This window comes from Emergencia timonensis, assembly GCF_900086585.1.
Taxonomy (GTDB): domain Bacteria; phylum Bacillota; class Clostridia; order Peptostreptococcales; family Anaerovoracaceae; genus Senimuribacter; species Senimuribacter timonensis.
The window spans coordinates 1,960,777-1,986,312 of record NZ_FLKM01000009.1 but is presented as its reverse complement, the minus strand read 5'-3'; the positions used below and the strand labels follow the sequence as shown (position 1 = coordinate 1,986,312).

The 25,536-nt window shown below is 43.0% G+C and carries 22 protein-coding genes; 17 read left to right on the top strand and 5 right to left on the bottom strand.

Annotation, left to right across the window (positions count from 1 at the left end):
* Positions 1–63: 63 nt before the first annotated feature.
* The 9 genes from BN6539_RS20290 to rnr all read left to right on the top strand — a co-directional run bounded on the left by BN6539_RS20290 (position 64) and on the right by rnr (position 11,032).
* Positions 64–624 (top strand): SPOR domain-containing protein, encoded by a 561-nt coding sequence (locus BN6539_RS20290; protein WP_067542538.1) that lies wholly within the window; start codon positions 64–66, stop codon positions 622–624.
* Positions 625–639: 15 nt separating this feature from the next.
* On the top strand, positions 640–1,926 hold the full coding sequence (locus tag BN6539_RS20285; RefSeq protein ID WP_067542535.1) for a replication-associated recombination protein A: 1,287 nt from the start codon (positions 640–642) through the stop codon (positions 1,924–1,926).
* Complete coding sequence (locus BN6539_RS20280) at positions 1,910–3,865, top strand: bifunctional 4-hydroxy-3-methylbut-2-enyl diphosphate reductase/30S ribosomal protein S1 (RefSeq protein WP_067542532.1); 1,956 nt, start codon at positions 1,910–1,912, stop codon at positions 3,863–3,865. The genes BN6539_RS20285 and BN6539_RS20280 overlap by 17 nt, the downstream gene beginning before the upstream one ends.
* 93 nt (positions 3,866–3,958) lie before the next feature.
* Positions 3,959–5,314 carry a branched-chain amino acid transport system II carrier protein gene (brnQ, locus tag BN6539_RS20275; RefSeq protein ID WP_242869441.1) on the top strand — a complete coding sequence of 452 codons (1,356 nt, stop codon included), beginning with the start codon at positions 3,959–3,961 and terminating at the stop codon, positions 5,312–5,314.
* A gap of 370 nt (positions 5,315–5,684) precedes the next feature.
* Positions 5,685–6,227: a GNAT family N-acetyltransferase gene (locus tag BN6539_RS20270; protein WP_067542529.1), complete on the top strand. Its 543-nt coding sequence runs from the start codon at positions 5,685–5,687 to the stop codon at positions 6,225–6,227.
* Positions 6,228–6,643: 416 nt separating this feature from the next.
* Entirely contained in the window at positions 6,644–7,417 is a 774-nt protein-coding gene (locus BN6539_RS20265; RefSeq protein WP_067542526.1) for a DUF4253 domain-containing protein, read from the top strand.
* Between the two features lie 115 nt (positions 7,418–7,532).
* Positions 7,533–8,552, top strand: a complete 1,020-nt coding sequence (locus BN6539_RS23275; RefSeq protein ID WP_067542524.1) for a suppressor of fused domain protein — start codon at positions 7,533–7,535, stop codon at positions 8,550–8,552.
* Between the two features lie 76 nt (positions 8,553–8,628).
* Positions 8,629–8,958: a hypothetical protein gene (locus tag BN6539_RS22665; protein WP_067542522.1), complete on the top strand. Its 330-nt coding sequence runs from the start codon at positions 8,629–8,631 to the stop codon at positions 8,956–8,958.
* A 121-nt stretch (positions 8,959–9,079) separates the two neighbouring features.
* Positions 9,080–11,032, top strand: coding sequence for a ribonuclease R (gene rnr, locus BN6539_RS20250; RefSeq protein WP_182435523.1), 1,953 nt, complete (start codon positions 9,080–9,082; stop codon positions 11,030–11,032).
* A 58-nt stretch (positions 11,033–11,090) separates the two neighbouring features.
* Here the strand turns inward: rnr and BN6539_RS20245 are convergent, their stop codons facing one another.
* The 5 genes from BN6539_RS20245 to trkA form a co-directional block, all read right to left on the bottom strand.
* Complete coding sequence (locus BN6539_RS20245) at positions 11,091–11,453, bottom strand: PadR family transcriptional regulator (protein ID WP_067542517.1); 363 nt, start codon at positions 11,451–11,453, stop codon at positions 11,091–11,093.
* A 403-nt stretch (positions 11,454–11,856) separates the two neighbouring features.
* Positions 11,857–12,279 carry a CBS domain-containing protein gene (locus BN6539_RS20240; protein WP_067542514.1) on the bottom strand — a complete coding sequence of 141 codons (423 nt, stop codon included), beginning with the start codon at positions 12,277–12,279 and terminating at the stop codon, positions 11,857–11,859.
* A 95-nt stretch (positions 12,280–12,374) separates the two neighbouring features.
* Positions 12,375–13,841, bottom strand: a complete 1,467-nt coding sequence (locus tag BN6539_RS20235) for a TrkH family potassium uptake protein (protein WP_082907642.1) — start codon at positions 13,839–13,841, stop codon at positions 12,375–12,377.
* Between the two features lie 22 nt (positions 13,842–13,863).
* Entirely contained in the window at positions 13,864–15,330 is a 1,467-nt protein-coding gene (locus BN6539_RS20230; protein ID WP_067542504.1) for a TrkH family potassium uptake protein, read from the bottom strand.
* A 9-nt stretch (positions 15,331–15,339) separates the two neighbouring features.
* Positions 15,340–16,689, bottom strand: a complete 1,350-nt coding sequence (gene trkA / locus BN6539_RS20225; protein WP_067542501.1) for a Trk system potassium transporter TrkA — start codon at positions 16,687–16,689, stop codon at positions 15,340–15,342.
* Positions 16,690–17,059: 370 nt separating this feature from the next.
* Here trkA and BN6539_RS20220 point away from each other — a divergent pair, with 370 nt between their 5' ends.
* The 8 genes from BN6539_RS20220 to hslU all read left to right on the top strand — a co-directional run bounded on the left by BN6539_RS20220 (position 17,060) and on the right by hslU (position 25,482).
* A complete protein-coding gene (locus tag BN6539_RS20220; protein WP_067542498.1) occupies positions 17,060–17,662 on the top strand; it encodes an MBL fold metallo-hydrolase in 603 nt (200 codons plus the stop codon).
* Positions 17,652–18,482, top strand: a complete 831-nt coding sequence (locus BN6539_RS20215; protein WP_067542495.1) for an HAD family hydrolase — start codon at positions 17,652–17,654, stop codon at positions 18,480–18,482. Before BN6539_RS20220 ends, BN6539_RS20215 begins: the two co-directional genes overlap by 11 nt.
* A gap of 145 nt (positions 18,483–18,627) precedes the next feature.
* On the top strand, positions 18,628–18,960 hold the full coding sequence (locus BN6539_RS20210; protein ID WP_067542492.1) for a YraN family protein: 333 nt from the start codon (positions 18,628–18,630) through the stop codon (positions 18,958–18,960).
* Positions 18,961–18,972: 12 nt separating this feature from the next.
* A complete protein-coding gene (locus BN6539_RS20205; RefSeq protein WP_067542490.1) occupies positions 18,973–20,490 on the top strand; it encodes a YifB family Mg chelatase-like AAA ATPase in 1,518 nt (505 codons plus the stop codon).
* Positions 20,490–21,344, top strand: a complete 855-nt coding sequence (gene dprA, locus BN6539_RS20200) for a DNA-processing protein DprA (protein WP_067542483.1) — start codon at positions 20,490–20,492, stop codon at positions 21,342–21,344. The genes BN6539_RS20205 and dprA overlap by 1 nt, the downstream gene beginning before the upstream one ends.
* A gap of 59 nt (positions 21,345–21,403) precedes the next feature.
* Positions 21,404–23,461 carry a type I DNA topoisomerase gene (topA, locus tag BN6539_RS20195; RefSeq protein WP_067542480.1) on the top strand — a complete coding sequence of 686 codons (2,058 nt, stop codon included), beginning with the start codon at positions 21,404–21,406 and terminating at the stop codon, positions 23,459–23,461.
* Between the two features lie 28 nt (positions 23,462–23,489).
* On the top strand, positions 23,490–24,029 hold the full coding sequence (gene hslV, locus BN6539_RS20190; protein ID WP_067542477.1) for an ATP-dependent protease subunit HslV: 540 nt from the start codon (positions 23,490–23,492) through the stop codon (positions 24,027–24,029).
* 13 nt (positions 24,030–24,042) lie between these two features.
* Positions 24,043–25,482: an ATP-dependent protease ATPase subunit HslU gene (hslU, locus tag BN6539_RS20185; RefSeq protein ID WP_197492899.1), complete on the top strand. Its 1,440-nt coding sequence runs from the start codon at positions 24,043–24,045 to the stop codon at positions 25,480–25,482.
* Positions 25,483–25,536 lie beyond the last annotated feature (54 nt).

Below are 25,536 nucleotides of genomic sequence, written 5' to 3'. Positions count from 1 at the left end.
ACGAGAGATTAAATTCTCAAAGGATTATTCATGTTATAATAAAAGAATTTTGGAGGCATCGAAGTGAATAGAAGAAGAATCAGAAGGTACAGGAACCAGAGAAGAAATTCTGGGATGAAATTCTTAGGTATTATTGGTATAATGATTATAGCGGTAATATGCGGATACTTGACAGCTCGATTTGTCATCGCTCCACTTCTCGGGTACGATACGGAAGTTCTGAAACTGGATCTCCCGTCAAAATTGACGGCAGTACTCGACCGAAGCGGTGATTCGACGGACGATGAAGATACAGCGGATAAGGACGAGTCTAAGAAAACGTCTCAGGCGCAGCAGGACGAAAAAAAGGACAATGCTAAAGATAATGAAGACGATGACAGCGACAGTTCTGATAGTGAAGACAAGGGTTATGCCCTTCAGTTTGGTCTATTCAGCACAGAAGCAAAGGCAGAAGAGCTGGTGTCTAAGTTAGAGGATGAAGGCATTGATTCTAAGATTAAAGAAATCGACGGAAAGTACAAGGTTATTAGTCCCATCGTGAGCACCAAAGACGAAGCAGTAGAAAAACTGAAAAACACAGACTCTAGTGAGGTGTCAGATGTATTCATAACCGTGATTAAATGAGAAAGAGGAACACCCATGATACCATTATCAACGAGGATGAGGCCAGATAATCTGGAAGATTTTGTCGGACAAGAACATTTTATGTATAAAGGATCATTGCTTTATAATGCAATAAAGAACAAAACTTTTGATTCAGCTATTTTCTTCGGACCATCGGGTACGGGAAAGACGACTTTGGCCAGAATCATCGCCAAAGAGATGGACAGCAGTTTTACAGAAATCAATGCATCGACGACGGGAACAAAGGAACTGAAAGAATTGCTTGAAAGTGCCAAAATGCGATTTTATGGTTTAGAAAGCAGGACGACCTATGTGTATATCGACGAGTTTCACAGATGGAACAAGCTGCAGCAGGACTCTCTCCTCAAGGCACTGGAAGAAGGGGTAATTAAATTCATCGGCAGCACCACGGAGAATCCATATTTTTCTATCAATAACGCGATCCTCAGCCGGGTAAGAAATATCTATGAATTTAAACGGCTGGACAACGGCAATATTAAGAAGATGCTGCTTCGTGCACTGAACGACACAGAAAAAGGCTTTGGCAATCTACATATCCAGTACGATGAAGAGGCTTTGGATATTTTGGCCAACCTGGCAGGCGGCGATGGCAGAGTTTCACTGGATACTCTGGGTTTTATCGTCGACAATCTGGACTTGACAGAGACCATGACGAAAGAGATGGTTGCAGAAGCCATGCAGCGAAAAATTGGCTTCTATGACAAGGGCGACGATCGTTATAATCTATTGTCCGCCCTGCAAAAATCAGTCCGCGGCAGTGATCCGGATGCTGCGATTCACTATTTCGCCAGGTTGGTAGATGGCGGCGCAGACATACAGATGCTGGGGCGCCGGCTGATGGTCATGGCTAGTGAAGATATCGGTATGGCTTATCCGTCTGCAATTTCTATTGTCACTTGCTGCGTGCAAGCTGCTTTGATGGTAGGTTATCCGGAAGCTTCTATAAACCTGGCCCAGGCAGTGATTCTTCTGGCATCGGCGCCGAAGTCAAACGCGGCTTTTATGGCTTATCAAAAGGCGAAAGAAGATCTTAGGTCAAGAAAAATCGATGACGTGCCGGATCATCTCAAAGACTCCCATTACAAAGGGGCAAAGGAGATGGGCCTCGGCAGAGACTACAAGTATCCTCACGCTTATGGCGGATATGTGCAGCAGCAATACCTGCCGGACAACCTGTACCAAGAAAAAGTAAAATATTACGAACCGACAGCCAATGGATCGGAAGGTTCATTTAAAAAATTCTTAGAAAGTCTAGAGGAAAAGTATGGCAGAAATCATTAGAGCAGAGAATTCAGGATTTTGCTTTGGGGTCAAACAAGCAATTGAAAAGACAGAACAGCAGATATACAACAACAAGGATAAAAAAATTTATACCTGTGGTCCTTTGATCCACAACCAATTTGTCATCGATCATTTAGCATCGCAGGGGGTTGGTATCATCTATGAGCCAGAGCAGGCCCAAAGGGGTGATGTGGTCATCGTCAGATCCCACGGCGAGACGAAACGCTTTTTTGATGATGCAGCCAAAAAAGGTCTTGAAGTGGTCGATGCAACTTGTCCTTTTGTCAATAAAATTCATCAGCTCGTTTATGAAGCCCATAAGCAGGGGAAGAAAATAGTGATCGTCGGTGATCGGGCGCATCCCGAAGTGACAGGCATTAACGGATGGTGTGATAATACTGCCTTAATCGTTAACTCCAAAGAAGAAGCAGACGCGATCATGGGAGAAAATCTTTTTCTTGTCTGCCAGACTACCATAAAAAAGGAGCTGCTGGATGAGATAATTCAGGTTGTCAAATCGAAGAATATGGAGATGGAAATCAACAATACGATCTGCAATGCGACAAAGGAACGTCAAGAATCCTGTGAACAGCTATCAAAAAAAGTAGAGGCTATGGTCATCGTCGGCGGAAAAAACAGCTCGAATACGAGGAAATTGTACGAAATTTCCAAAAAAAACTGCAATAATTCCTTTTTTATTGAAAATATTAAAGATTTACCATTGAAACAATTGCGAAAATGTAATAAAATAGGAGTTGCAGCAGGTGCCTCAACACCTGAATGCGTAATTAAGGAGGTTATTGCTAACATGAGTGAAATGATCACTAACGAAAAAAATTCAATGGAAGATTTCATGGATGAAATCGACGCGTCTTTAAGACTACCTCGCACTGGCGAAATCGTTGACGGTAAAGTACATCAAGTAACTGACAGAGAAGTCATCGTAAACATGGGTTGCAAAAAGGACGGAATTCTTCCTGTGGAAGAAATTACTTTAGAGGAAGGACAGAAACTGACTGATTTATTTAAAGAGGGCGATGAGATCCAGGCAAAGGTTATCAAGACTGATGACGGAGACGGTGGAATCTTACTTTCAAAGAAAAAGCTAGAAATAAATGAGCATTGGAATGAAATTAATGAAGCTCTTGAAAATAAAACGATCATAACTGTAAAAGTTGTCAAGCAGGTTAACGGCGGCGTTATTGCAGCTTATAAAGAAGTTACTGGCTTTATTCCTCTATCACAGCTGTCAGATAAGTTTGTAGAAAACGCTGACGAATTTATGGGACAGACTCTGGATGTCAAGGTGACTAGAGTTGACCAGAAGAGAGGTAGAGCTGTATTCTCACACAAAATCGTTCTCAACGAAGAAAAGCAGAAGAAGATTGCTGCAATCTGGGAAGGCCTTCACGTAGATGATATCGTAGAAGGTACAGTAATGAGATTCACAGATTACGGTGCTTTTGTTGATCTTGGCGGAATCGACGGACTGTTACATATCTCAGAGATTTCATGGGGTAAACTGAAACATCCTCAGGAAGTTCTTCAGATTGGAGATACTGTAAAGGTTAAGATTCTATCTATGAACGAAGAAAAAGGCAAGATTTCATTGGGCCTGAAACAGACAATTCCAGAACCATGGTCTGTCATCGACGAAAAGTACGAAGTTGGACAGGTAGTAAGCGGAAAAGTCGTTCAGATCAAGGAATACGGTGCATTCGTAGAACTTGAGCCAGGTTTAGACGGTCTTGTTCATATCTCAGAAGTTGCTCACAAGAGAGTGACTAACATTGCTGATGAACTTTCAATCGGCCAGGAAGCCCAGGCCAAGATTTTAGAAATCGACAGAGAGAGAAAGAGAATCAGCTTAAGCATCAAAGAAACTTTAGATGCAGCAGATGAAACTGTATTTGAAGAACCTGCAGAAGATGCTGAATAATTAGAAGGATAAATACGCAGAATGTTAAGACATCTGCGTATTTTTATCGTGTCGTATTCTGTTAGAATATGACAATCAAAGGAGAGGGAAAAATTGAATCATGAGAAGTTAGGCACAGGAAAGATTATTTCAATATCTTTAATGCTGTTTGCCATGTTTTTTGGTGCGGGAAATATGATTTTTCCGCCGATGCTGGGTTATCTGGGCGGTGAAAATTTCTTTCAGGGGACGCTGGGGTTTGTGGTTACAGATGCAGGCCTGTCAATACTGGGAATTGCCGCTATTGTTTTGGTGGGAACCAAGCTTGACGATTTAGCCAGCCTGGTCGGCCCAAAGTTTTCCATATTCGTAGGTATGACCATCTATCTTCTGATTGGGCCGCTGTTTGCTCTGCCGAGGACAGGAACGGTATCTTATGAAATTGCAGCGATTCCTTTTCTGGGAGAAGGGGCCGGCATTGTTTCATCCGTTGTCTTTACAGCATTGTTTTTCGGCATTACCTTTATTTTATGTCTGAATCCCAGCCGAATTGTAGATATTGTGGGGAAAGTTCTGACGCCGATTCTATTGATTTCTATTGCGGTTATCTTTATTGTCAGCGTAATCAATCCGGTGGGCCAAATCGGCGCGCCGAAAGGCGAGTATGCTGAGATGCCGTTCTTTAAAGGTATGGTCGAAGGTTATCTCGCTTTAGATGGGCTGGCTGCCTTGGCATTTGCTATTGTCGTCATCAATGCCATCCGGGATATGGGCGTTACTGAGTCAAAGAGCATCGTGAGATACACTTTGATGGCGGGAATTCTCGCGGGAATTGGCTTGGGCGTGGTATATCTTGCGCTGGGCTTTGTCGGGGCACAGACTTCCATGGAAGACGGCGTGTATGGAAATGGAGGACAGATTTTGGCTTTTGTGGTGTACAGGCTTCTTGGAACAGGCGGCAACGCTGTACTCGGTCTGGCAGTTTTACTAGCCTGCCTGACTACGTCAATTGGCTTGGCTACCTCTTTTTCGGACTATTTTCACGAAATATTTCCCAAGCTGTCTTACAGAGCGATTTTGACCAGCGTGTGCGTATTCAGCTTTGCTATTTCTAACGTTGGGCTGACGACGATGATTACGTTCACCTTACCGGCTTTAGTGATGGTATATCCGCCGGCAATTACATTGGTACTGCTTTCATTTGCTAAAAAAGTTATTGGCCGTAAACACGAAGCTTACGCTTTAGGTATGTTCTTTGCCTTTGTGATCGGTGTTTTTGACGGCTTGAAGACAGCAGGAATTTCTACAGGGTCTATGGGTGATTTGGTTGCCAAATTGCCGTTCTTTGATCTTGGGGTAGGCTGGATTTTGCCCGCTATCGTTGGTTGTCTGATTGGCATGCTGCCATTTATCAATTTTTTATCAAAGCATGATGTAAAGCAGAAACAAACACCTGCAGACATTCAATAATCTATATATAAAACGAGTGCATGACGGGATCAAAGGTTCCTAGACGCTCATGCCGCCCGTAAATGGACACACTTTGAAAGGTACGTTCTTTGAGGTATACAGATTTGCTTACAGCGCAACTTCCTATATCTTAAAAAAGCTGTCCTGCTTGCAGGGCGGCTTTTTTCGTTCGGTTGAAAGATAATAAGTTCATCGTCGTCTACGATGTGTTTGTGCTTTCGCAGTTCTGCTATATTTGACCTAAAATATTTAGTTTCTTATAAAGGGTCCATGACTTTCCTTGAAAGGTATGGTAAACTTCTAATCAGTGAGGCCGTTCTGTAAAGAACACAGGGCAGATAAAGAAAACGAAGGAATTGGAGGGTGAAACATGATATTAGAGACGAAGCGGCTGATTTTGCGTCCTTGGGAAGAATGTGATGCAGAGAGCCTATATAAATATGCGAAAGACCCAAATGTCGGACCTATTGCTGGATGGCCGGTTCATACCAGCGTGGATCACAGCAGAGAAATTATCAAAGACGTATTGTCAGCGGAGAATTCTTTTGCGGTTGTTCTAAAAGAAATGCAAGAAGCAGTTGGAAGCATCAGTCTCATGTCCAGTGAACATAGTAATTTGGATATCGGATCCGACGATGTGGAACTGGGTTACTGGATTGGCGTACCCTTTTGGGGGCAAGGACTGATTCCAGAGGCGGCGGAGGCTTTGATCCAATATGGCTTTGACAGGTTGGGCGTTAGAAACATCTGGTGTGGCTATTTTGAGGGGAACGATAAATCTAAAAGGGTTCAGGAGAAATGCGGTTTTAAATTCCATCACACAGAAAAGGACAAGCCTTGGCCTTTAATGGGAGATATTAGGACGGAACAGATTACCTGTTTGACCAGGCAGCAATGGAGGCATGTCAAATGAGGAATATCAAAGAACGTACCGAAGCAAAGTCGCGCCTTGCGGGCGACATGCGGAAATAGGAATCTTTGATTCCGTCATTTCCACGTTTTTTATTACCAGAGATGGAATTAACAACCGATTGTAAGTTGAGACCGAATCTAGTATAATGAACACAACGAATAAACAGCGTTGCTGCAGGGAAGTGTTCATTGAATCAGGTGCTTCGATTCTATTTTCAGCGGAATATTCATGGTATAATGAACACAACGAATAAACAGCGTTGCTGCAGGGAAGTGTTCATTGAATCAGGTGCTTCGATTCTATTTTCAGCGGAATGCACATGGTATAATGAACACACGATCTTAACGACGTTGTTGCAAAAACGAGTACATATTTATGGAATCCTGTCTTACAGACCGGGAGGGAGGAGGTATATCGTGGAAGAAAAATTAATACAGCAATTTATTGACTACTTAGACTGCTATTGTGAAGTGCTTGCACCAATGCAGGATGACGATGAAATCAAAGAAACATATCTTCAGAAGCTGGATGAGGGAAGAAAAGAAGGCTTCTTTCCAATCCTGGTGACTCCAGATGAAATACTTTGGGAATGCCTTCTGATGAACAGTGATCCTGAGAGTGAATGCAGTGAGGAAGTACTCCATCACGATGTCATTGACGCCTACAGAAAAAAGATGCTGGGATTTACCCTGCCTGATGGAGGACAATGCGTTGACGGTATGATCAGCGAAAGAAAAGAAGATGCGGAGGAAGACGGTTTTGATTGGGAAGAGGAAGTCATGGGAGAGTTCGCCGGCGGTGAGCCTCTGCATCAATTTCTTTCTTATTGGAACTATGAGACGAGATTGACAGCGCCTGTGATTTTGGCCTGTATACCTGTGGAGAACCCATGGGAAATATATGCCTATCTGCCTTTTGGGGGCTGGAACGAATGCCCCGATACCTTAGAATTGATGGCTGTATCAAAATATTGGTATGAAACCTATGGCGCCGTTCCGGCTGCATTGAGCCATGACCAGCTGGAGTTTTATACGCAGGAAACAGTGGAAAGAGAAGCAGCAAAGGATTTGGCTTTAGAGCAATATGCATTTTGTCCGGACAGAGTAGATCAGTGCGGTGAAGACTGCAGCATTGGAGAACTAGCAGATTGCCTGTCCAAGTCGACGATTTGGTATTTTTGGTGGGATTAACCCTAGAAGGGCAGATTCGTGCGGATATACATATGGAATGGAAATTTTGTTTTGACGTCAGATGTACAGCTGGAAAATGGAAAGACTTGAAAATACAATACCCGGAGGGATAACAATGGAAGAAAAACTATTGGAGCAATTGAATATTTGGCATGAGACGGACGAATATCAGAAGATTATTGATACCATTGAAGACATGGAAGAGCACGATTATGAGACAATCTGCCATCTGGCCAGAGCATACAATAACCGTGGAGAAGCGGGAGACTACGATAGGGCAATACAGCTGTTACAAATGGTGAGCGATATTGGTCAAGAAGATCCGTTGTGGCATTACAGGCTGGGGTATGCCTGTTATTTCGATAATCGTTTTAATGAAGCTGCTGCTGCCTTTGCGCGCACTTTGGAACTTGATCCTGATGATGACGATGCGCAATACTTCCTAAACATGTCAAAGGAAGAGATCCTCCGCGAAGAGGGAATGGAACAACAGGAGTATAATCCCGAGTTGTACTCTGAAGAAGAGATGGAGGTCATTGAAAATCACATTACGCAGAACTTCGGAGACTTTGACAGTGTATTTCATGAAATCATCTCGCCGGATATACACGTGGACATCTGCATGATACCACCGTCAGAGGAGAGAAATTATTATGTTCTCGTAACCATGGGCATGGGGGCACATTGGATGAACGTACCAGAGGAACTTGCTGAGTACAAGCTAGAACGAGCTGAGCTGGCAGTCTGTCTGCCGCCGGATTGGAATCTGCAAAGCGATGATGAAAAATGGTATTGGCCTATCAGAATGTTAAAAGTTTTAGCGCGTCTGCCTATATCTGAAGATACCTGGCTGGGATGGGGGCATACTGTGGACAATGGGGAATCTTTTGATGAGAGCACGCAGCTGTGTGGCTGTATGCTGATTAATCCGGCAAATTTTGAAGAAACTGCCAATATCTGCAGCATGCCAGATGGCAGTGAAGTAAACTTTTATCAGGCAATTCCTCTATACAATGAAGAGATGGCGTACAAGATGGACAATGATGCAGAAACACTTTTGAATATTATGGACGATACTATATTAATCATAAATCCTAATCGTAAAAATTATTGTAAAAAAACATTATTAAATTAAAATTACCGATTAATACCTTTCATATTTTTTGCGCAGAATTAGATAATAATATTAGAAAAAAGAAAGGAGCTTAAAAATGAAAAAGACCAGATTTTTTCTAATGGCTTTATTACTAGTGACAGTTTTAGTGTTCACAAGCTGCGGAAGTAAAGATGCTAACAATGATGGCATTCCTGACGACAAACAGAACAGTGTTGAACAGGGATTAGAAAACGGCGCAGATGATGTGAAAAAGGGTGCTGAGGATCTTGGCGACGACATCAAAGATGGTGCCCGCGATGCTGCTGATGACATCAAAGACGGTGTCGACAACAACAGAAACGACAATAACGTCAAGAACAACGTCAACAACAATGGAGACGTCAGCAAAAACACTGCCGATAATGGAACTAAGACAACTTTATAGTAATAATTTCATGGGGCTGTCTCAGATGCGAAGACAGTGTAAAGCGCAGACAGATCTTGTCTGCGTTTTTTCATTTGCGAATTTAGTGGTAAATTTGGCTATTTTGGTTTACAATAGAGGTATGAGAAAGAAAACAACAAAGATAAAAATTGAAAAAGCAATCGGTGTATTGGATAAGAATAAAGCAGGATTTGGCTTTGTAAGGCAGGAAGAAGGGGGAGATATATTTATTGGAAGGAGCAACCTGGGAGGCGCCATGCATGGCGACACAGTAGAGGTTGATCTGCTGCCAAAGTACCTTTGGGTTAGAAACAAGGAAGGTATTATTGACAAGGTAATCGAAAGAGCAAATACAGAAGTAGTCGGCACTTTTCAAAGAAATAAGCGATTTGGATTCGTGGTTCCTGACGACAAAAGAAATACGGACGATGTATTCGTGCGAAAATCGGATTTTAGAAATGCTCAAAACGGCGATAAGGTCGTCGCAAAGATTACCAAGTATCCGGAAAAAAACGTCAGTGCTGAGGGTAAAATTACAGAGGTCATTTCTCGTTTTGGAGAAAGCGGGGGGGAGATTAAGTCTTTGATCCGTGCCCACGGTCTCTTTGAAACATTCCCCAGCAGGGTAAATGCAGAGGCAAAGGCCCGTTCAAAAGAACCGATAACTGGAGAAGAAATTGAAAGGCGCAGGGATCTTCGCAACAAGACGATCATCACCATCGACGGTGCTACTGCCAAAGATTTGGACGACGGCGTATCAGTAGAACAATTACAGAATGGAAATTTCCTGTTGGGCGTCCATATAGCCGATGTCAGCCATTACGTCAAGGCAGATGGTTATTTGGACAAAGAAGCGCTCAAGCGCGGCAACAGTGTCTATCTGATTTCTCGGGTAGTGCCTATGCTGCCTAAGGTGTTATCCAATGGCATTTGCAGCTTAAATCCGCAAGTAGACAGGCTGACCTTAACTTGTGAGATGGAAATCGACAAGGAAGGGAACGTAGTCAAGCACGAAATATTTGAAAGTATCATTAACTCCAAAGCGAGAATGGTCTATGACGATGTTTCTGATATTTTAGAAAAAGAAGATCAGAAATTGATAGATAAGTACTCCTCTATTTACGAGGAATTGCTTTTGATGGAAAAATTAGCAGAGATTCTCAGAAATAAACGAAAAGAGAAGGGGAGCCTCGATTTTGATTTTGATGAAGCGGAAATTCTCTTAGACCGTGATGAAATCCCCGTGGAAATTGGCATTGAAGAACGCCGTACGGCAAACAGACTGATTGAAGAATTCATGCTGGCTGCCAATCAGACGGTCGCAGAGCATTTTTACTGGATGGAATATCCTTTTGTCTATCGTGTGCACGAGAAACCTGATACAGAGAGAATTGTAGAACTGAAGGCTTTTTTAGCCGGCTTTGGAATTAATCTGGCCGGAAATCCTGACAATATTCACCCACGGCTGCTCAATGAGATTTTACAGCAGGTAGAAGGAAAATCATACGAGAATATTGTCAGTACAGTAATGCTCAGATCCATGAAGAAAGCTTTTTACAGCACTGAATGTGCGGGACATTTCGGTTTAGCTTTCTCCTATTACTGCCACTTTACCTCGCCGATCAGACGATATCCAGATTTGATGATTCACAGAATTATTAAGGCGTCAATCAATGGCGAGACCACAGAAAAGCTTCTGAAAAAGTTTAAAAAGGACGCGGAAATCGCTTCGGAAACTGCCTCCCTGACAGAACGGACGGCTCAGGAGATGGAACGAGAAGTAGAGAAGATGAAGAAGGCTCAGTATATGCAGAGCAAAGTGGGAGAAATTTACGAGGGCATTATCAGTGGTGTGACCAATTTCGGCATTTACGTACAGCTGCCGGATACCATAGAAGGTATGGTCAGACTGGATAGCCTAAAAGACGATTTTTATGATTATGAAGAAGGTAAGTATCGTGTCATTGGCAGACAGTCACATAAAATCTACGCTCTGGGGGACAGGGTAAAGATTGTTGTCCTTGGAGCAAGTCCAGAAGATCGTCAGATTGATTTTGCAATGGTAAAAGAATAGAATGAAAACAAAGGACTGCCAACAGGCAGTCCTTTGTCATGTAATTTGATCTCTTTGTTTAGTTCTTTGCTTCCTCAACTGGGAAGTCCATAATTTTATGGATTGCTTCTGTTACTTCTAAATAGTCTTCTACAAGTTCTTCTAAACGCTTTTCACCAGCCTCCTCGAGATGATAGTATACACGAGTCATTCTTTTGCCAACGGTTTTTTTGTAATCGGTGATAAAGTTGTTGTCGATTAGCTTGTACAATGTTGGGTACATGGATCCCTCTGGGATTACCAAAACGCCGCTTGATCTCTGATTAATCAGCTGTGACAGCTGATATCCATAACAGTCCCCTTCTGTTTTCAGCAGATGAAGCAACAGCATTTCTACTGACCCTTTCTTAAAATTACTTTTGTTTTTACTTCTTTGTGTCATATTGCATCATTCCTTTCTATTGATATATTAAAACATCTCAAACAACAAAGCAATAAGTATTTAACTATATTACGTGACAGATTTGTGAATTTTTTTCCATTGTCAGTGAAATAGACTGGAATGCAATTCTTAAGAATTCTTAATTTTGGTCTAAGGGTATTGACCCTGTCTACTATTAGTAATATTATGTAGGTACAAAAGGGGAAGCTATAATATATGAACTTGAAAAGGAGTAGAGATGATAACAAGAACTATAACAGTGTCTTTAATTGCATTCTTTCTTTTGATTATTGCCATAATCGGGGCAATCGTCATGATTAACAGGGGAAACTAAAATCAATAGGGGTATGGAGATGAGAGATTAGCCGGAATTTTATTCCGGCTCTTCGCTCTTTTTGGACTATTATTTTTTGGATGCGATGGCACCCATGATATCGCCGACTTCGGCTAAGAATATTTTTTTCTTAGCTAGGTCAGTCAGCGAGAGCATACCGACCAGTCTATCATTTTCCAGTACGGGAAGGCGATGGACTTTTCTCTTGGAGAACATGCAGGCTGCGTCATGTATATTCATTTCTGGAGAGACGGTCACAACACTGGCAGTCATGATATCAGAAACTTTTATTTGTTCCAAACTGCCGGTGCCTAAAGCCAGGGCCCGAATTAATATATCTCGATCTGTTATCAGTCCAAGGAGGCAGCCTCTGTTGTCACAGACAGGAACAACGCCAATATTGTTTTTTTTCATCAGAGCAGCAGCATCAGGAATTGTAGCGTCGGATTTTAAAAAGCATACGCTTGTAGTCATCAGTTCTTTTACAGTCATAAAATAATCCTCCTGTTTCCATATGTTTTGCAGGAGGATTTTAATTATGCGTTGATTGATAATAAAACGATTAAAAAATTGATAGACAAAGTCCGCTAGGATCTTGCTCTGTCAGAATTCCAGAAAGACCTGGAGAAGAGCAGAATGATGGCATAGAGCTCTAATCTCCCTGCAAGCATTAAGATTGCAGAAAAGAGTTTGCCAAATGCGGAAAAAATACCGAAATTTCCGCCGGCAATATTGCCAAAACCGGTACCGTTGTTGGTAATCGCCCCCAATGCAGCAGCTAACGTCGTCTCCATGTCTTGATTTTCTACAGACAGCACCAGTGAAGAAAAAATATAGATGGAGAAAAATAACATCAAAAACACGGTAATGGAAGAAGCGCTTTCTGCACTGACCGGTTTGTTTTGAATCATGATCGGCCTAATGGCGTGGGGGTGTATTCTCTTATAAATACCTCTTATGATCAGCTTAAAATATACAATAAAACGTATGACCTTGATGGATCCGCTGGTTGAATTGCCACAGCCGCCGATGAGAAGCAGGACCAGCAATATAATTTTGCAGGCTGTCGGCCATACATTGATATCTGCTATTTCAAAACCTGAAGTAGAACCGAATGCTACAGCTTGAACAAAGGAATCTCCAAGGGCGCTGAAAAAAGAGTGATAGGTTCCGCTTGCAGTCAGTACAATTGCCATGATGACGGAGCCTCCGGTCAAGAGTCCCAGATATGTTCGCAGTTCCACATTTTTGACGACACGTTTCCATTTACCGACAGAAATAAAGAAGTACATCATAAAGTTTACGGAACCGGCAATAGAAAAAAAGGTGAATACTGCTTTCACATAAGGGGTGAAATTAATGACCACGTCATTGTTTAGGTTATAAAGCCCCGCGGTGCTGATTGTCGACATCGTATTGATGGCAGCCTCAAAGGGCGTCAAACCGCTGGGAAGCAGCAGGCATAATTCTAACACTGTCATAGCGATATAAATTTTGTACGAGAGCTTTGCCGTATCGCTGATTCTGGCAGACATCTTTTCCAGATCAGGACCAGGCACTTCCGCCGCCGCCATTTTCTGTCCCTGTACGCCAAGGATAGGAAAAAATGAGATCGTCAGAAGAAGCAGTCCCATGCCACCCAGCCAGTTGCTGATTGCCTTCCAAAGAACTAAAGAGCGCGGCATGGTGTCGATATTGATTACCCAGGCGCCAGTGGTTGTCCAGCCGGATACGGATTCAAAAATACAGTCAATATAAGAATAACCGCATTCGGATAAGGCGAAGGGCATTGTTCCTACCAGACATACTAAAAACCAACAGATGAAGGCGACGAAAAAGCCCTCTCTGGTTTTGATCTTCAATGAATAGTATCTCAAATGCTTGAATACGGTCATGCCAAAACAAATACAGCATATGGCAGTGAAGAAAAATGCCGACGCTGCACCCCACTCCTGATAGTAGACAGCACAAACTAGGGGTATCAGCATTGCGCACCCTTCAAACAGCATGATGACCGATATGGTTCGTAATATTACTCGATGATTATATGTCATTTCCGATTCCTTCTAATTTCTATCATGATTTATTGGAGTTCCAATAGTGCGGTGAGAACAACATAAAAAATGTGAATAGTTCCAGCCTGCCTGCAATCATCAGCAGCGATAAGATCAGCTTTGAAAAACCTGAGAATTCGCTGAAGTTCATAACCGGTCCAATTAGTGAAAATCCGGGTCCTATATTCCCTAGACAAGTGATGACAGATGAAATGGTGGTCATCAGATCAAAGCCGTTAAAGGAGATGATAAAGGAGCCCATAAATACCACGAATATATAGAAAAACACAAAGTTAGCGATATTGGTGGAAACTTCCTGCGGGACTTCTTTCCTTCCCAACGTTACGGTAACTACTCGTCTGGGATGCAGTTTCAAAGATACGCCACGCCTGATCAGTTTGAGCGATATCAAAACCCGGATTACTTTTACTCCGCCGCCAGTGGAGGAAGAGCATGCGCCGACCAGCATTAACAGGAAAATCAGCATTTTGCTGAAGGTGGGCCAAATATCGTAATCAGCAGTAGCATAGCCTGTAGTCGTGATAATAGAAACCACTTGGAACACTGCGGTACGAATTCCTTCTTCTAAATCGTGAAAAACGCCTGTGGCGAAAAGGTTTATTGCAATCAAAGCGGAGACAGAAAGTATTATCAGAAGATACAGCTTTAATTCTGAGTCTCTTATCATGGACTTTAACCCTCTTCTTGCCAGTACAAAGTACAAATTGAAGTTGATGCCGCAGAGCAACATGAAGATGGTGATCACCCATTGCAGATACGGACTGGAAAAGTGGGCGACGCTGTCTCCGTAGGAGGAAAAGCCGCCAGTTCCAACTGTACCGAAGGTATGTACCAGAGAGTCATATAGGTTCATGCCGCCTAGAAGTAAGAGCAGTGTCTCCAAAATAGTAAAAAACAGATATACTAAATACAAGCGCCTGGCCGTATCAGAAAAGCGGGGGGCAACTTTGTCCAAGGTTGGGCCGGGAGTCTCTGCGCTGGCGATGAGCTGACCGCCGACTCCGATGGACGGCAGCAGGGCCATGGCAAAGACAATAATCCCCATGCCGCCCAGCCAATGGGTGAAGGAACGCCAAAACAACATGGATTTTGGCAGCGCCTCAATATCAGCGAGAATGGAGGAGCCTGTGGTAGAAAATCCCGAACAGGTCTCAAAAAAGGCATCGATATAATTTGGTATCGCGCCAGAGAACCAAAGTGGAAATGCGCCGATCAAAGAGGCTACCAGCCAGCATAAGGACACAATAAGAAACCCATCTCTGGCCTTTAGTTTAATCAGAGAAGGGCGAAATAATTTTATTAATATAAAACCTATGGCAAAGCAAGGTAAGATTGTAAACACGAAGCATTTAAACGCCAGCATTTCGTGAAAGACTAATGCTACGATAAGGGAGGGTATCAGGCAGAGTCCCAGTACCAGAAACAAAATTCCCATCATCCTTATGACACCATTAAAGTTTACTGTCATTTCAAACTCCTAGTTTTTATTCTTTAATAGTTTTTCCAAGTCGCCAATTTCGCTGAGCAAGCTGAGTATGATGACTTTGTCGTGCAGTTCGATTTTTGTTTTTCCAGATGGAATGATCACGTCTTGTCCTCTGTGAATGGCAGCGATAAGTACGCCATCTGGAAGTTCCAGTTCTGCAAGTGGGACGCCAATCATGGTCATATGAGAATGAGCGATGATTTCCATAATTTCTGCTTGTCCCTGAATCAAAAGGGAAGAAATGATTTTCTTTGATCCCTGAATGAACCGAAGGATATTGCTCGCGGTAATATCTAAAGGATTCAGTACGACATCTACGCCCATGCGTTCGATGAGGCCTTTGTAACTTTCGTGACTGACCTTGGAGATAACGTCTGCAATCCCATGTTGTTTGGCAGTTAAGGCCAGAAGCAGATTTTCTTCATCGTAACCTGTAGCGGTGACAAAGGCATCCATTTCGTTCATATTTTCTTCTTCCAGCAGGGAAATGTCAGTTCCATCGCTGTGAAGAACCATGACGTTATTTAAGTGGGTGGAAAGATAATGGCAGCGAGCCTTACTCTTTTCCACTAGTTTCACGGCAGCTCCGAATTCAGATAACTTCTCTGCCAGATAAAATCCGGTCTTACCGCCGCCGATGATCATCACCTTTTGGAGGTTAGTATATCTGCCTCTTTCGTGTACTTTTTTATTTAAGTTGATGATCTGATCCTTTTCTCCCACGACATAAAGAAAGTCGCCATTCTGTATGTGGTCGCCGCCATGGGGAATAATGACTTTTCCATTTCTTGAAATTGCAGCGATCAGCATATTCGGCAGATAGTCTTTGATTTCAGGAATGCTGCAGCCCACTAATTTTGGAAACCGTTTGGATGGAAATTCTATCAGAGATATCTTTCCGCTAGTAAAAATCCCGTTGCTCAGGGTATACTTTTCGGCAAGATATTTGTATATTTCAACAGTAATAGCCAAATCAGGATTGATGATAGAATCGATGTGCATGGTTTCTTTTATGAAATCAAATTGATTCATGTATTCCGGTTCTCTGACTCTGGCAATGACATGTCTGCAGCCCAGCTTTTTAGCAAAAGCAGAAATTACGATGTTGGTCTCGTCATTATCGGTTACTGCAAGCAGATAATGAAAGGTATTGATGTTAATGTTTTTGAGCACAGAAATATCCTTCGCATCCGCATTGATTGTCATCACGTCCAAATGCTGGGACAGCTTATGTAGCACGTCCTCATTTTTATCGATAATTGTGATAGCATAATCCCCGCCCAGCAAGGCTTCCGCAACCTTAAAACCCAGTTTGCCGGCGCCAACAATAGCTACATTCATCTTTATATCCTCTTTATAATTTCAAAATTTTCGTATAAGCACTTACACTATTCTAATTCAAAACATTTGAATTTGCAAGAGGTTTTGGTATTTGGTATAATGGTTCCAGAATCAGACGGCGTTGCCGAGAGGAAGGAACCATTGAATCATGACATTCGACTGTGTTTCAAAGGTATCGTCATGGTATAATGAACGCAAATGATCCTACAGCGTTGCCTTTTTGCCCCGGCTTTAGCCGGCAAGGCAAAACGGACAGCGAAGCGAGCTGGGCGAGCGTAGGAGTATTGCGCAGCAATACGTTGCTGCAAGGAAGCGTTCATTGAATTAAGTGATTCATGTTGCCGCTAGGATTCTAAAGGAGGAAATATTTTTGAAAATTAAAAGATTTATAGGCGGAAGCCTGCAGAGCAACGGATATGTATTGTACGGCCAGACAGGCGGAAATTGCTATATTATAGACCCTGGGTACCAGCCAAGAAAGTTTATCGATTTTATAAAAGAGAATGCGTTAGCGCCCAAAGGTATCCTGCTGACGCATCTGCATCACGATCATGTCGGCGCAGCAGAAGCGATCAGAGACGCTTTAGCGTGTCCCATTTTTATGCACGAGGAAGACGCCTTTGTATATAAAGGCGTGGTGGATCAGACCTTAAAAGAGGGTGACACCTTTGAACTGGACGGCGAGAGCCTTGAGGTTTTGCATACACCGGGACATACCAGAGGCAGCATATGCATTATGGCAGCAAAAAGTCGAGTTTGCTTTACAGGAGATACCATATTTGACACCGATTTGGGAAGGACGGATCTGGCCGGCGGTTCAGAGGCAGACATGAAATACTCTATCTGCGATGTGGTAAACAAATGGGAAAATGATATTGTGATTTACCCCGGTCATGATAACGGCTGTACGATGAAAAAAGTGAGAATTTATAATGCGGAATTTATAGCGTTGAGGGATGGAAATGGAAGATAAAAAGATAAAAATGGTGGCGCTGGATTTGGATGGAACCACCTTAAACAGTCAAAAAGAAATATCACCGAGAACCATTACGGCATTTCAAAACGCCATGAGAAAGGGGACACATATCGTCGTATCCACCGGACGTACTTTTCGGTCGCTGCCCGCACAACTCTTTGGCATTGAGGGACTAGAATATATTGTGACTTCTAATGGCGCTCACATAACAGAGCTTGCTACGAGGAAGACGATTTATGAGAATTACCTGACCCCTCATGCCGTTGAAGAGGTGGTAAGGGTACTGCGTAATACTAGCTTTTCTATTGAAACTTTTGTAGGCGGTAAGGCGTATATCGACAGTGCTGAATATGAAGACGTAGTTGCTAACGGCTCCACTTATCGTGACGCAGATTACATCATAAATACTCGCAACCCAATTCCCCATATCTGGGATTATATGATTCAGAATAAACACCAAATTGAAAATATCAGTATCAATTTTGAGTTCGCAGAAGACAAAGAAAAATGGCAGAGAATTTTAGAAAGAATTGACGACATTACCCTGACTTCCTCTTTTAAACATAATTTTGAAATTGGAGGAGCCAATACCAGCAAGGCAGAGGCTTTGCGGTTTCTCATGAGAAGATTGGATGTTGAGCCTCGTGAGCTGATGGCCTGTGGGGATAGTCCTAACGACATTGAGATGATCAAGCTTGCTGAAATCGGAGTTGTAGTTGGTAACGCGTCGGAGGAGATGAAGTCACTGGCCAACTATGTTACGGATACGAATGATAACGACGGCGTGGCAAAAGCGATAGAAAATTTTGTGCTGTAAGCCAAATAAGAAGAGTTTGAACCAGGGACCTATTTGAATGGTCCCTGGTTTTTTGTTCGCCACCATCTTGACATATAATGTAAAATGTAGTAAATTAAATGTATAAATTACAATAAATTACATAAAAGTAAAAAAGGAGAAGACGATGTGTAATAATAATTTCCTCGGAGACGCAGGGGAAGACTTTGCTGCCAAACTTCTGATGCTGAAAGGTTATCGGATATTAGAACGAAAATATAGATGCAAAGCTGGAGAAATTGATATCATCGCAGAGAAAAGCGACAAGCTATTTTTTGTCGAAGTAAAGACCAGGCAGACTGTCCGCTTTGGAATGCCAGCCGAATCGGTGACACGTGAAAAGCAAAGGCATATAAGAAGGACTGCGGCCTATTATTTGGAGTCACATGGGAGAAGTCGTAATTCCGTTTCCTTCCAAGTGATCGAGCTTCTGGTCAATCAAATAGAAAACGCATTTTGAGAGGAGTAAAAGATGTTGTCAAAAATTATTTCAGCGGCAGTGCACGGCATCGATGCGGTGCCTATTACTGTCGAAACAGATATTGCCAAAGGGATGCCGGCGATGAACATTGTTGGACTGGGGGACTTGACCGTAAAAGAGGCCAGAGAGAGAATTCGTTCTGCAATATGTAATTCAGGACTGGAGTATCCAGGAGGGAGAATTACAATCAACATGTCGCCAGCCGGAATACGTAAGCGGGGAAGTCATTTTGACCTGGCCATGACCATGGGCATACTGGCATCATCCAAACAGTTTTTTGATCGTGATATAGAGGAATATGGCTTTATCGGGGAACTGTCTTTAGACGGCTGTGTAAAGCAATGTAACGGCATTTTGCCCATGGTCACGGCCCTGAGAAAGAAGGGCTTAAAAAACGTTATTCTGCCTAAGGCCAACAGAGAAGAAGCATCGCTAGTGAGCGGCATCCGTCTTCTGCCAGTTGAATCCATAACAGAAGTCATGAACCATTTTAATTTAAGCTGTGCGATTGCACCTTATTCTCACGACCCCTTAGCTTTTGATCTGCCGTCAACGACAGACACACTTTTAGACTTTTCTGACGTCAAAGGGCAGGAGAACATAAAGCGAGCGATTACTGTCGCTGTGGCAGGCGGCCACAGTATTTTAATGGTAGGCAGCCCTTCAACCGGGAAAACGATGATTTCAGAAAGAATTCCTTCCATCATGCCGAAGATGAACCGCAATGAGATCATTGAGACGACGATGATTTATTCAGTAGCTGGTTTGTTGAGTGAGGGTCAGCCCTATATCTGTGTGCGCCCTTTCAGGCAGCCGCATTATCGAATTACAGCAGCAGGGCTTTTGGGCGGGGGCGCGATTCCGCGGCCGGGTGAAATCACACTGGCGGATAAAGGTGTGCTGTTTTTGGATGAAATCGGAGAATTTGACAAGAATATCATCGACACGCTGCGCCTTCCCTTAGAAAAGAAAAAGATTTCTCTGGTCCGAAAAGGGGAGACCTATCTATATCCGGCAGACTTTATGCTGGTGGCGGCATCCAACCCGTGCAAATGCGGATATTATGGCGATGTGGCACACCAGTGCGTATGCAGTCCCCACGAAATCACCCGTTATCAGGCAAAACTCACCGGTCCTATTATCGACAGAATCGATATGCACATCAGGCTCTTGCCGGTAAACTATAACGAACTCAACTGTCAAACGGTTGAATCTTCAAAAGAAATGAAGGAAAAGATTGAATTTGCACGAAAGATCCAACGTAACCGTTATAGAGATCAAAGTATTGTGTTAAACCAACAGCTTGACGATCATTTGATAGAGAAATTTGCCTTTCTCGGTCTTGAGCAGAAGAAAATTTTGGAGCAGGCGTACGAAAAATACCAATTAAATCCGCGAACTGTGCTGAAGGTCAGAAAACTGGCAAGGACCGTGGCCGACCTGGATGGAGGCGGCAGCATCCAGACGAAACATTTGGCAGAAGCACTGCAATATAGGGAGAAATTATAATGCAAGGAAAACTTATGATGGCTGACGACAATTTTCCCCAAATTCTGAGAGACTTCGTGCCCGACGTCGGTGTATTATATTTTGAGGGCGATCTTACACTGCTGCAAAACAGGTGTATCGCCATTGTGGGCAGCAGAAAATGCACCCAATACGGAAAGACAGTAGCAAAAACGATTGGAAAAAGGGCGGCAGAGAACGGCGTGACGGTGGTCAGCGGTTTAGCGCGGGGTATCGATACTGCAGGGCATTTAGGCGCCTTAGAGGCCGGCGGCAAAACCATTGCCGTATTAGGTGGCGGTACCGAGCATTATTATCCGCCAGAAAACCGAAAGCTGCAGCAGCAGATTGCCCGCGAGGGCCTGCTTTTATCTGAACATGAACCGGAGTATATTGCCAAAGCATATGACTTTCCAAAGAGAAACAGGCTGATCAGTGCTTTGTCAGAAAGTGTGGTCGTGGTGGAGGCGCCAAACCGAAGCGGCGCTTTGATTACTGCAGAGTGTGCAGAAGAGCAGGGAAAGAACGTCTATGCGGTACCGGGAAATATTACCAGTTACTACAGTTTTGGCACCAATAAACTGATTCGAGAAAATGCGACGCCGCTTATTTTAATAGACGATATTTTCCTAGATTTGAATATTTCTCCCTATATAAAGGAAGATAATCTACTAGAGCTGGGAGAGGACGAAAGAAGGGTCTTTGAAGTGGTCAAAAATTGTGGTGAAGTGACAATCGACGAAATATATCACAAAACGAACATAAAACCATCGGAAATTAATGGTATAATCACAATTCTAGAAATGAAAGGTATAATTTTTTCATCTTTAGGCAAAATTCTTGTTGCAAAATTCTGATAATCCTAATACAATATAGGATTGTAACATTAATATAACGAAAGAGTGCGGGAGGAAAAATGGCAACTGCGAAAAAAACATTAGTCATAGTGGAATCACCATCAAAGGCCAAAACCATTGGCAAGTATCTTGGTGCAAACTATAAGGTCATCGCTTCTGTCGGGCATGTGAGGGACTTGCCCAAAAGCAAGCTTGGCATCGATATCGAGAACGATTTCGAACCACAGTACATTCCCATCAGAGGCAAAGGGGATATCATCAAGGAACTGAGGAAAGAAGCGAAAAAGGCGTCAAAAGTATATCTGGCAACTGACCCGGACCGTGAAGGAGAAGCAATTTCGTGGCATCTTGCAAACCTGCTTGGAATAGATCTGGACACACCCTGCAGAATTGTATTTAACGAAATTATTAAAAGCTCCATTAAGGATGCCATCAAACATCCTAGGAAGATTGACCTGAATTTGGTGGATGCGCAGCAAGCTCGCCGCGTTTTAGACAGACTGGTGGGATATCAGATCAGCCCTCTTTTGTGGAGAAAGGTCAGAAAAGGCTTATCTGCCGGCAGAGTGCAGTCAGCAGCCTTAAAAATTATATGCGACCGAGAAAAAGAGATCAAGGATTTTGATCCGAAAGAGTACTGGACGATCACCGCCGAATTCAAAAAAGGCAAAAAGTTTTCAGCCAAGCTGATGGAATATAAAAAGAAAAAGCTGGTTGTTGAAAATAAAGAACAAAATGATAAAATATTAGCAGAGTTGAATACAGGAAGTTACTCTGTTACAGCCCTGAATCAAAAAGAGCGTATGAAGAAGCCGTTTGCGCCTTTTACAACGAGCAGTATGCAGCAGGAGGCTTCGACGAAATTAAATTTCAATACGAAAAAGACCATGCTGATTGCCCAGCAGCTCTATGAAGGTGTTGAAATCAAAGGACAAGGTACAGTCGGTCTCATTACGTATCTGAGAACTGATTCAGTGAGAATCTCAGAAGAAGCCAAAGCTGCTGCTGCAGATTTTATCAACGAAAAGTATGGAAAAGAGTATCTTGGAAAAAATGTGTACTCCAACAAAAAGAAAGATATTCAGGACGCTCATGAAGCCATCAGACCGAGTAATATTTCACTGGAGCCGGAAGCCATCAAAGACTCCCTTTCCAACGACCAGTTCAAACTGTACAGGCTGATCTGGTGCAGATTTATGGCCAGTCAGATGACGGCAGCAAAATTCGATAATCTGCAGGTTGAAATAGAAAACGGCGACTACACTTTTAAGACTACGGGATCAAAACTTTTGTTTGACGGTTATCAGAGGGTGTACAAGAGTAGTATGGATGAAGATAAAGATAAGATATTACCAGCCTTAGAGAAAGGCGAGCTATTGGACCTAATCGGTCTCGGCGGCGAACAAAATTTTACGCAGCCGCCGGCAAGGTACACAGAAGCCAGCTTAGTCAAAGAACTGGAAGAAAAGAATATCGGCAGGCCGAGTACTTACGCGCCTATTGTCGGTACCCTTTCGGAGAGAAAGTACGTGACAAGGGAGAAAAAATCGCTCGTGCCTACAGAATTGGGTTTTTTGGTCACCGGACTGATGGAAGAGTATTTTAAAGAGATTGTCGACGTCAATTTTACTGCTGGGATGGAAGATAAGCTGGATGACGTCGAAATCAAAGATTTGGAATGGAAGAAGATTATTCGCGATTTCTACGGTCCCTTTGAGAAAGAGCTGGAAGTCGCTGACCATGCAATCGAAAAAGTGACAGTGGAAGACCAGCCAACAGGCGAAACCTGTGAGCTGTGCGGAAAGCCGATGGTATTAAAAACAGGGCGCTTTGGAGAATTTATCGCCTGCTCCGGATATCCGGAGTGCAAGAATACGAAACCAATTGTAAAAACCATCGATGTCAAATGTCCAAAATGCGGCAAGGATATTGTGGCCCGCAAAAGCAAAAAAGGGAAACTATTCTATGGCTGCAGCGGCTATCCCGATTGTGATCAATCTTATTGGTATAAACCGGTCGACAAAAAATGCCCAAAATGTGGGGCACTTTTAATAGAGAAAAAAACAAAGGCAGGCAATCTTGCCTGCTCAAATGCTGAATGCGACTACAAAGAGTAGCCTGAAAGGAATAATGGAGGTAGAGAGAATGGTAGAATTTCATGCAACCACAATATGCGCTGTCAGAAGAGGCCCTGACGATATAGCCATCGGCGGAGACGGACAGGTCACCATGGGTGAGACAGCCATTATGAAAAATGGGGCAAAAAAAGTAAAAAAGATATTTAAGAACCAGGTTTTAACCGGATTTGCGGGATCTGTTGCAGATGCTTTTTCTTTGACTGAAAAGTTTGAAAAGAAACTGGAGGAACACGGCGGCAATCTGAAGAGAGCGGCAGTGGACCTTGCCCAACTGTGGCGTTCAGATAAGGGAATGAGAAGCCTGGAAGCTTTGATGATCGTAGTAGATAAAAATGATCTCCTAGTCGTATCAGGAAATGGTGAGGTTATCGTTCCTGACCAGGATTTTGTAGCTATTGGCTCTGGTGGGAACTTTGCATATTCAGCGGCTAACGCTTTATTTAATCATACAGAGATGAATGCAGAAGAAATCGTCAAAGAGTCATTGAAAATTGCTTCTTCTATCTGCGTGTACACGAATGATAATATTACGGTAGAGAAGTTATAAAGGGGGAAGAAACATGGCAGGTAAAATACAGAATATGACGCCAAAAGAGATTGTGGCGGAACTGGACAAGTATATCATCGGACAGGATGAGGCAAAGAAATCTGTGGCCATCGCCCTCCGAAACAGATATAGGAGAAGTCTGCTTTCTGACGAGATGAGAGAAGAAATCACACCGAAGAATATTCTGATGATGGGACCGACAGGCTGCGGTAAAACAGAGATTGCCAGAAGGTTGTCTAAACTGATGAAGGCGCCTTTTGTCAAGGTAGAAGCTACCAAGTTTACGGAAGTCGGTTACGTGGGACGCGATGTAGATTCCATGGTCAGAGACTTAGTGGAAGCGGCCATTCGTATTACCAAACAGTCAAGACTACAGGAAAAATATGATATTGCAGAAGAAATCGCAGAAGAAAAAATTATCGAAGCGATTATACCTGGCGGCAAAAAAAAGAAAAGCGAAAACAAACCGAGCAACCCGTTTGATTTTATCTTGAACAGCGGCGGTTATCCGAGTCAGAAACAGCTTTATGAAGAGAATAAAGCGAAGGAAAACGATAAGAAGGTAGATCCGACAGATATAGAGATGGCTCGTGAGCAAGTCAGACAGCAGTTGAAGCAGGGGCTCTTAGAGGAACAGTTTGTTGAAATTGAAGTCAACGACACGCCAAAGGGCAACCAGCTCGACATGAGCAACGAAGGCATGAGCATCGCCATCGGAAATATTTTTGGCGACATGATGCCGCAGAAGACGAAGAACAAGAGAGTCAGAGTCAAAGATGCCAGAAAGATATTGAGAGAACAGGAAGCGCAGAACCTGCTGGATATGGATCAGGTTACTGACGAAGCCTTGGAAAACGCAGAGCAGAACGGCATTATCTTCATTGACGAGATTGACAAGATTGCCTCCAGTTCCAGTTATCATACTGGTGCCGATGTGTCCAGAGAGGGCGTACAGAGAGACATCCTGCCTATCGTCGAGGGCAGTGTGATCAACACAAAATATGGTCCGGTAAAGACAGACCACATACTGTTTATCGGTGCAGGGGCATTCCATACTTCAAAACCGACCGATTTAATTCCTGAGCTGCAGGGTCGTTTTCCAATCAGAGTAGAGCTGCAGAACTTAACAAAGGAATCTTTTGTTCAAATTTTAACGGTTCCAGAGAACGCCATTATCAAACAGCATATTGCGTTATTGGAAACCGAGGGAATTAAAGTAGAATTTACAGAAGATTCTATTGACGAAATCGCCACAATGGCGTATCTTATGAATGAGCAGACTGAAAATATTGGTGCGAGAAGACTGTATACAATATTAGAAAAGCTGCTGGAAGATATCTCCTTCGATATTCCAGAAATGGAAGAAGAGCAGATCACCATTGATAGAGCCTTTGTACAAGGCAAATTTATGGATACTATCCACAAAGATGATGTGGACAGATATATCTTATAGGCGGATTACACCCCTATACAAATAAGAATTAGTTAGTATTAAAAAAGTTGAGGT

Coding starts and splice junctions, on each gene's coding strand:
- BN6539_RS20285 (WP_067542535.1), top strand. CDS start 640: ATGATACCATTATCAACGAGGATGAGGCCAGATAATCTGGAAGATTTT.
- BN6539_RS20280 (WP_067542532.1), top strand. CDS start 1,910: ATGGCAGAAATCATTAGAGCAGAGAATTCAGGATTTTGCTTTGGGGTC.
- BN6539_RS20270 (WP_067542529.1), top strand. CDS start 5,685: ATGATATTAGAGACGAAGCGGCTGATTTTGCGTCCTTGGGAAGAATGT.
- BN6539_RS23275 (WP_067542524.1), top strand. CDS start 7,533: ATGGAAGAAAAACTATTGGAGCAATTGAATATTTGGCATGAGACGGAC.
- BN6539_RS22665 (WP_067542522.1), top strand. CDS start 8,629: ATGAAAAAGACCAGATTTTTTCTAATGGCTTTATTACTAGTGACAGTT.
- rnr (WP_182435523.1), top strand. CDS start 9,080: ATGAGAAAGAAAACAACAAAGATAAAAATTGAAAAAGCAATCGGTGTA.
- BN6539_RS20245 (WP_067542517.1), bottom strand. CDS start 11,453: ATGACACAAAGAAGTAAAAACAAAAGTAATTTTAAGAAAGGGTCAGTA.
- BN6539_RS20240 (WP_067542514.1), bottom strand. CDS start 12,279: ATGACTGTAAAAGAACTGATGACTACAAGCGTATGCTTTTTAAAATCC.
- BN6539_RS20235 (WP_082907642.1), bottom strand. CDS start 13,841: ATGACATATAATCATCGAGTAATATTACGAACCATATCGGTCATCATG.
- BN6539_RS20230 (WP_067542504.1), bottom strand. CDS start 15,330: ATGACAGTAAACTTTAATGGTGTCATAAGGATGATGGGAATTTTGTTT.
- trkA (WP_067542501.1), bottom strand. CDS start 16,689: ATGAATGTAGCTATTGTTGGCGCCGGCAAACTGGGTTTTAAGGTTGCG.
- BN6539_RS20215 (WP_067542495.1), top strand. CDS start 17,652: ATGGAAGATAAAAAGATAAAAATGGTGGCGCTGGATTTGGATGGAACC.
- BN6539_RS20210 (WP_067542492.1), top strand. CDS start 18,628: ATGTGTAATAATAATTTCCTCGGAGACGCAGGGGAAGACTTTGCTGCC.
- BN6539_RS20205 (WP_067542490.1), top strand. CDS start 18,973: ATGTTGTCAAAAATTATTTCAGCGGCAGTGCACGGCATCGATGCGGTG.
- dprA (WP_067542483.1), top strand. CDS start 20,490: ATGCAAGGAAAACTTATGATGGCTGACGACAATTTTCCCCAAATTCTG.
- topA (WP_067542480.1), top strand. CDS start 21,404: ATGGCAACTGCGAAAAAAACATTAGTCATAGTGGAATCACCATCAAAG.
- hslV (WP_067542477.1), top strand. CDS start 23,490: ATGGTAGAATTTCATGCAACCACAATATGCGCTGTCAGAAGAGGCCCT.
- hslU (WP_197492899.1), top strand. CDS start 24,043: ATGGCAGGTAAAATACAGAATATGACGCCAAAAGAGATTGTGGCGGAA.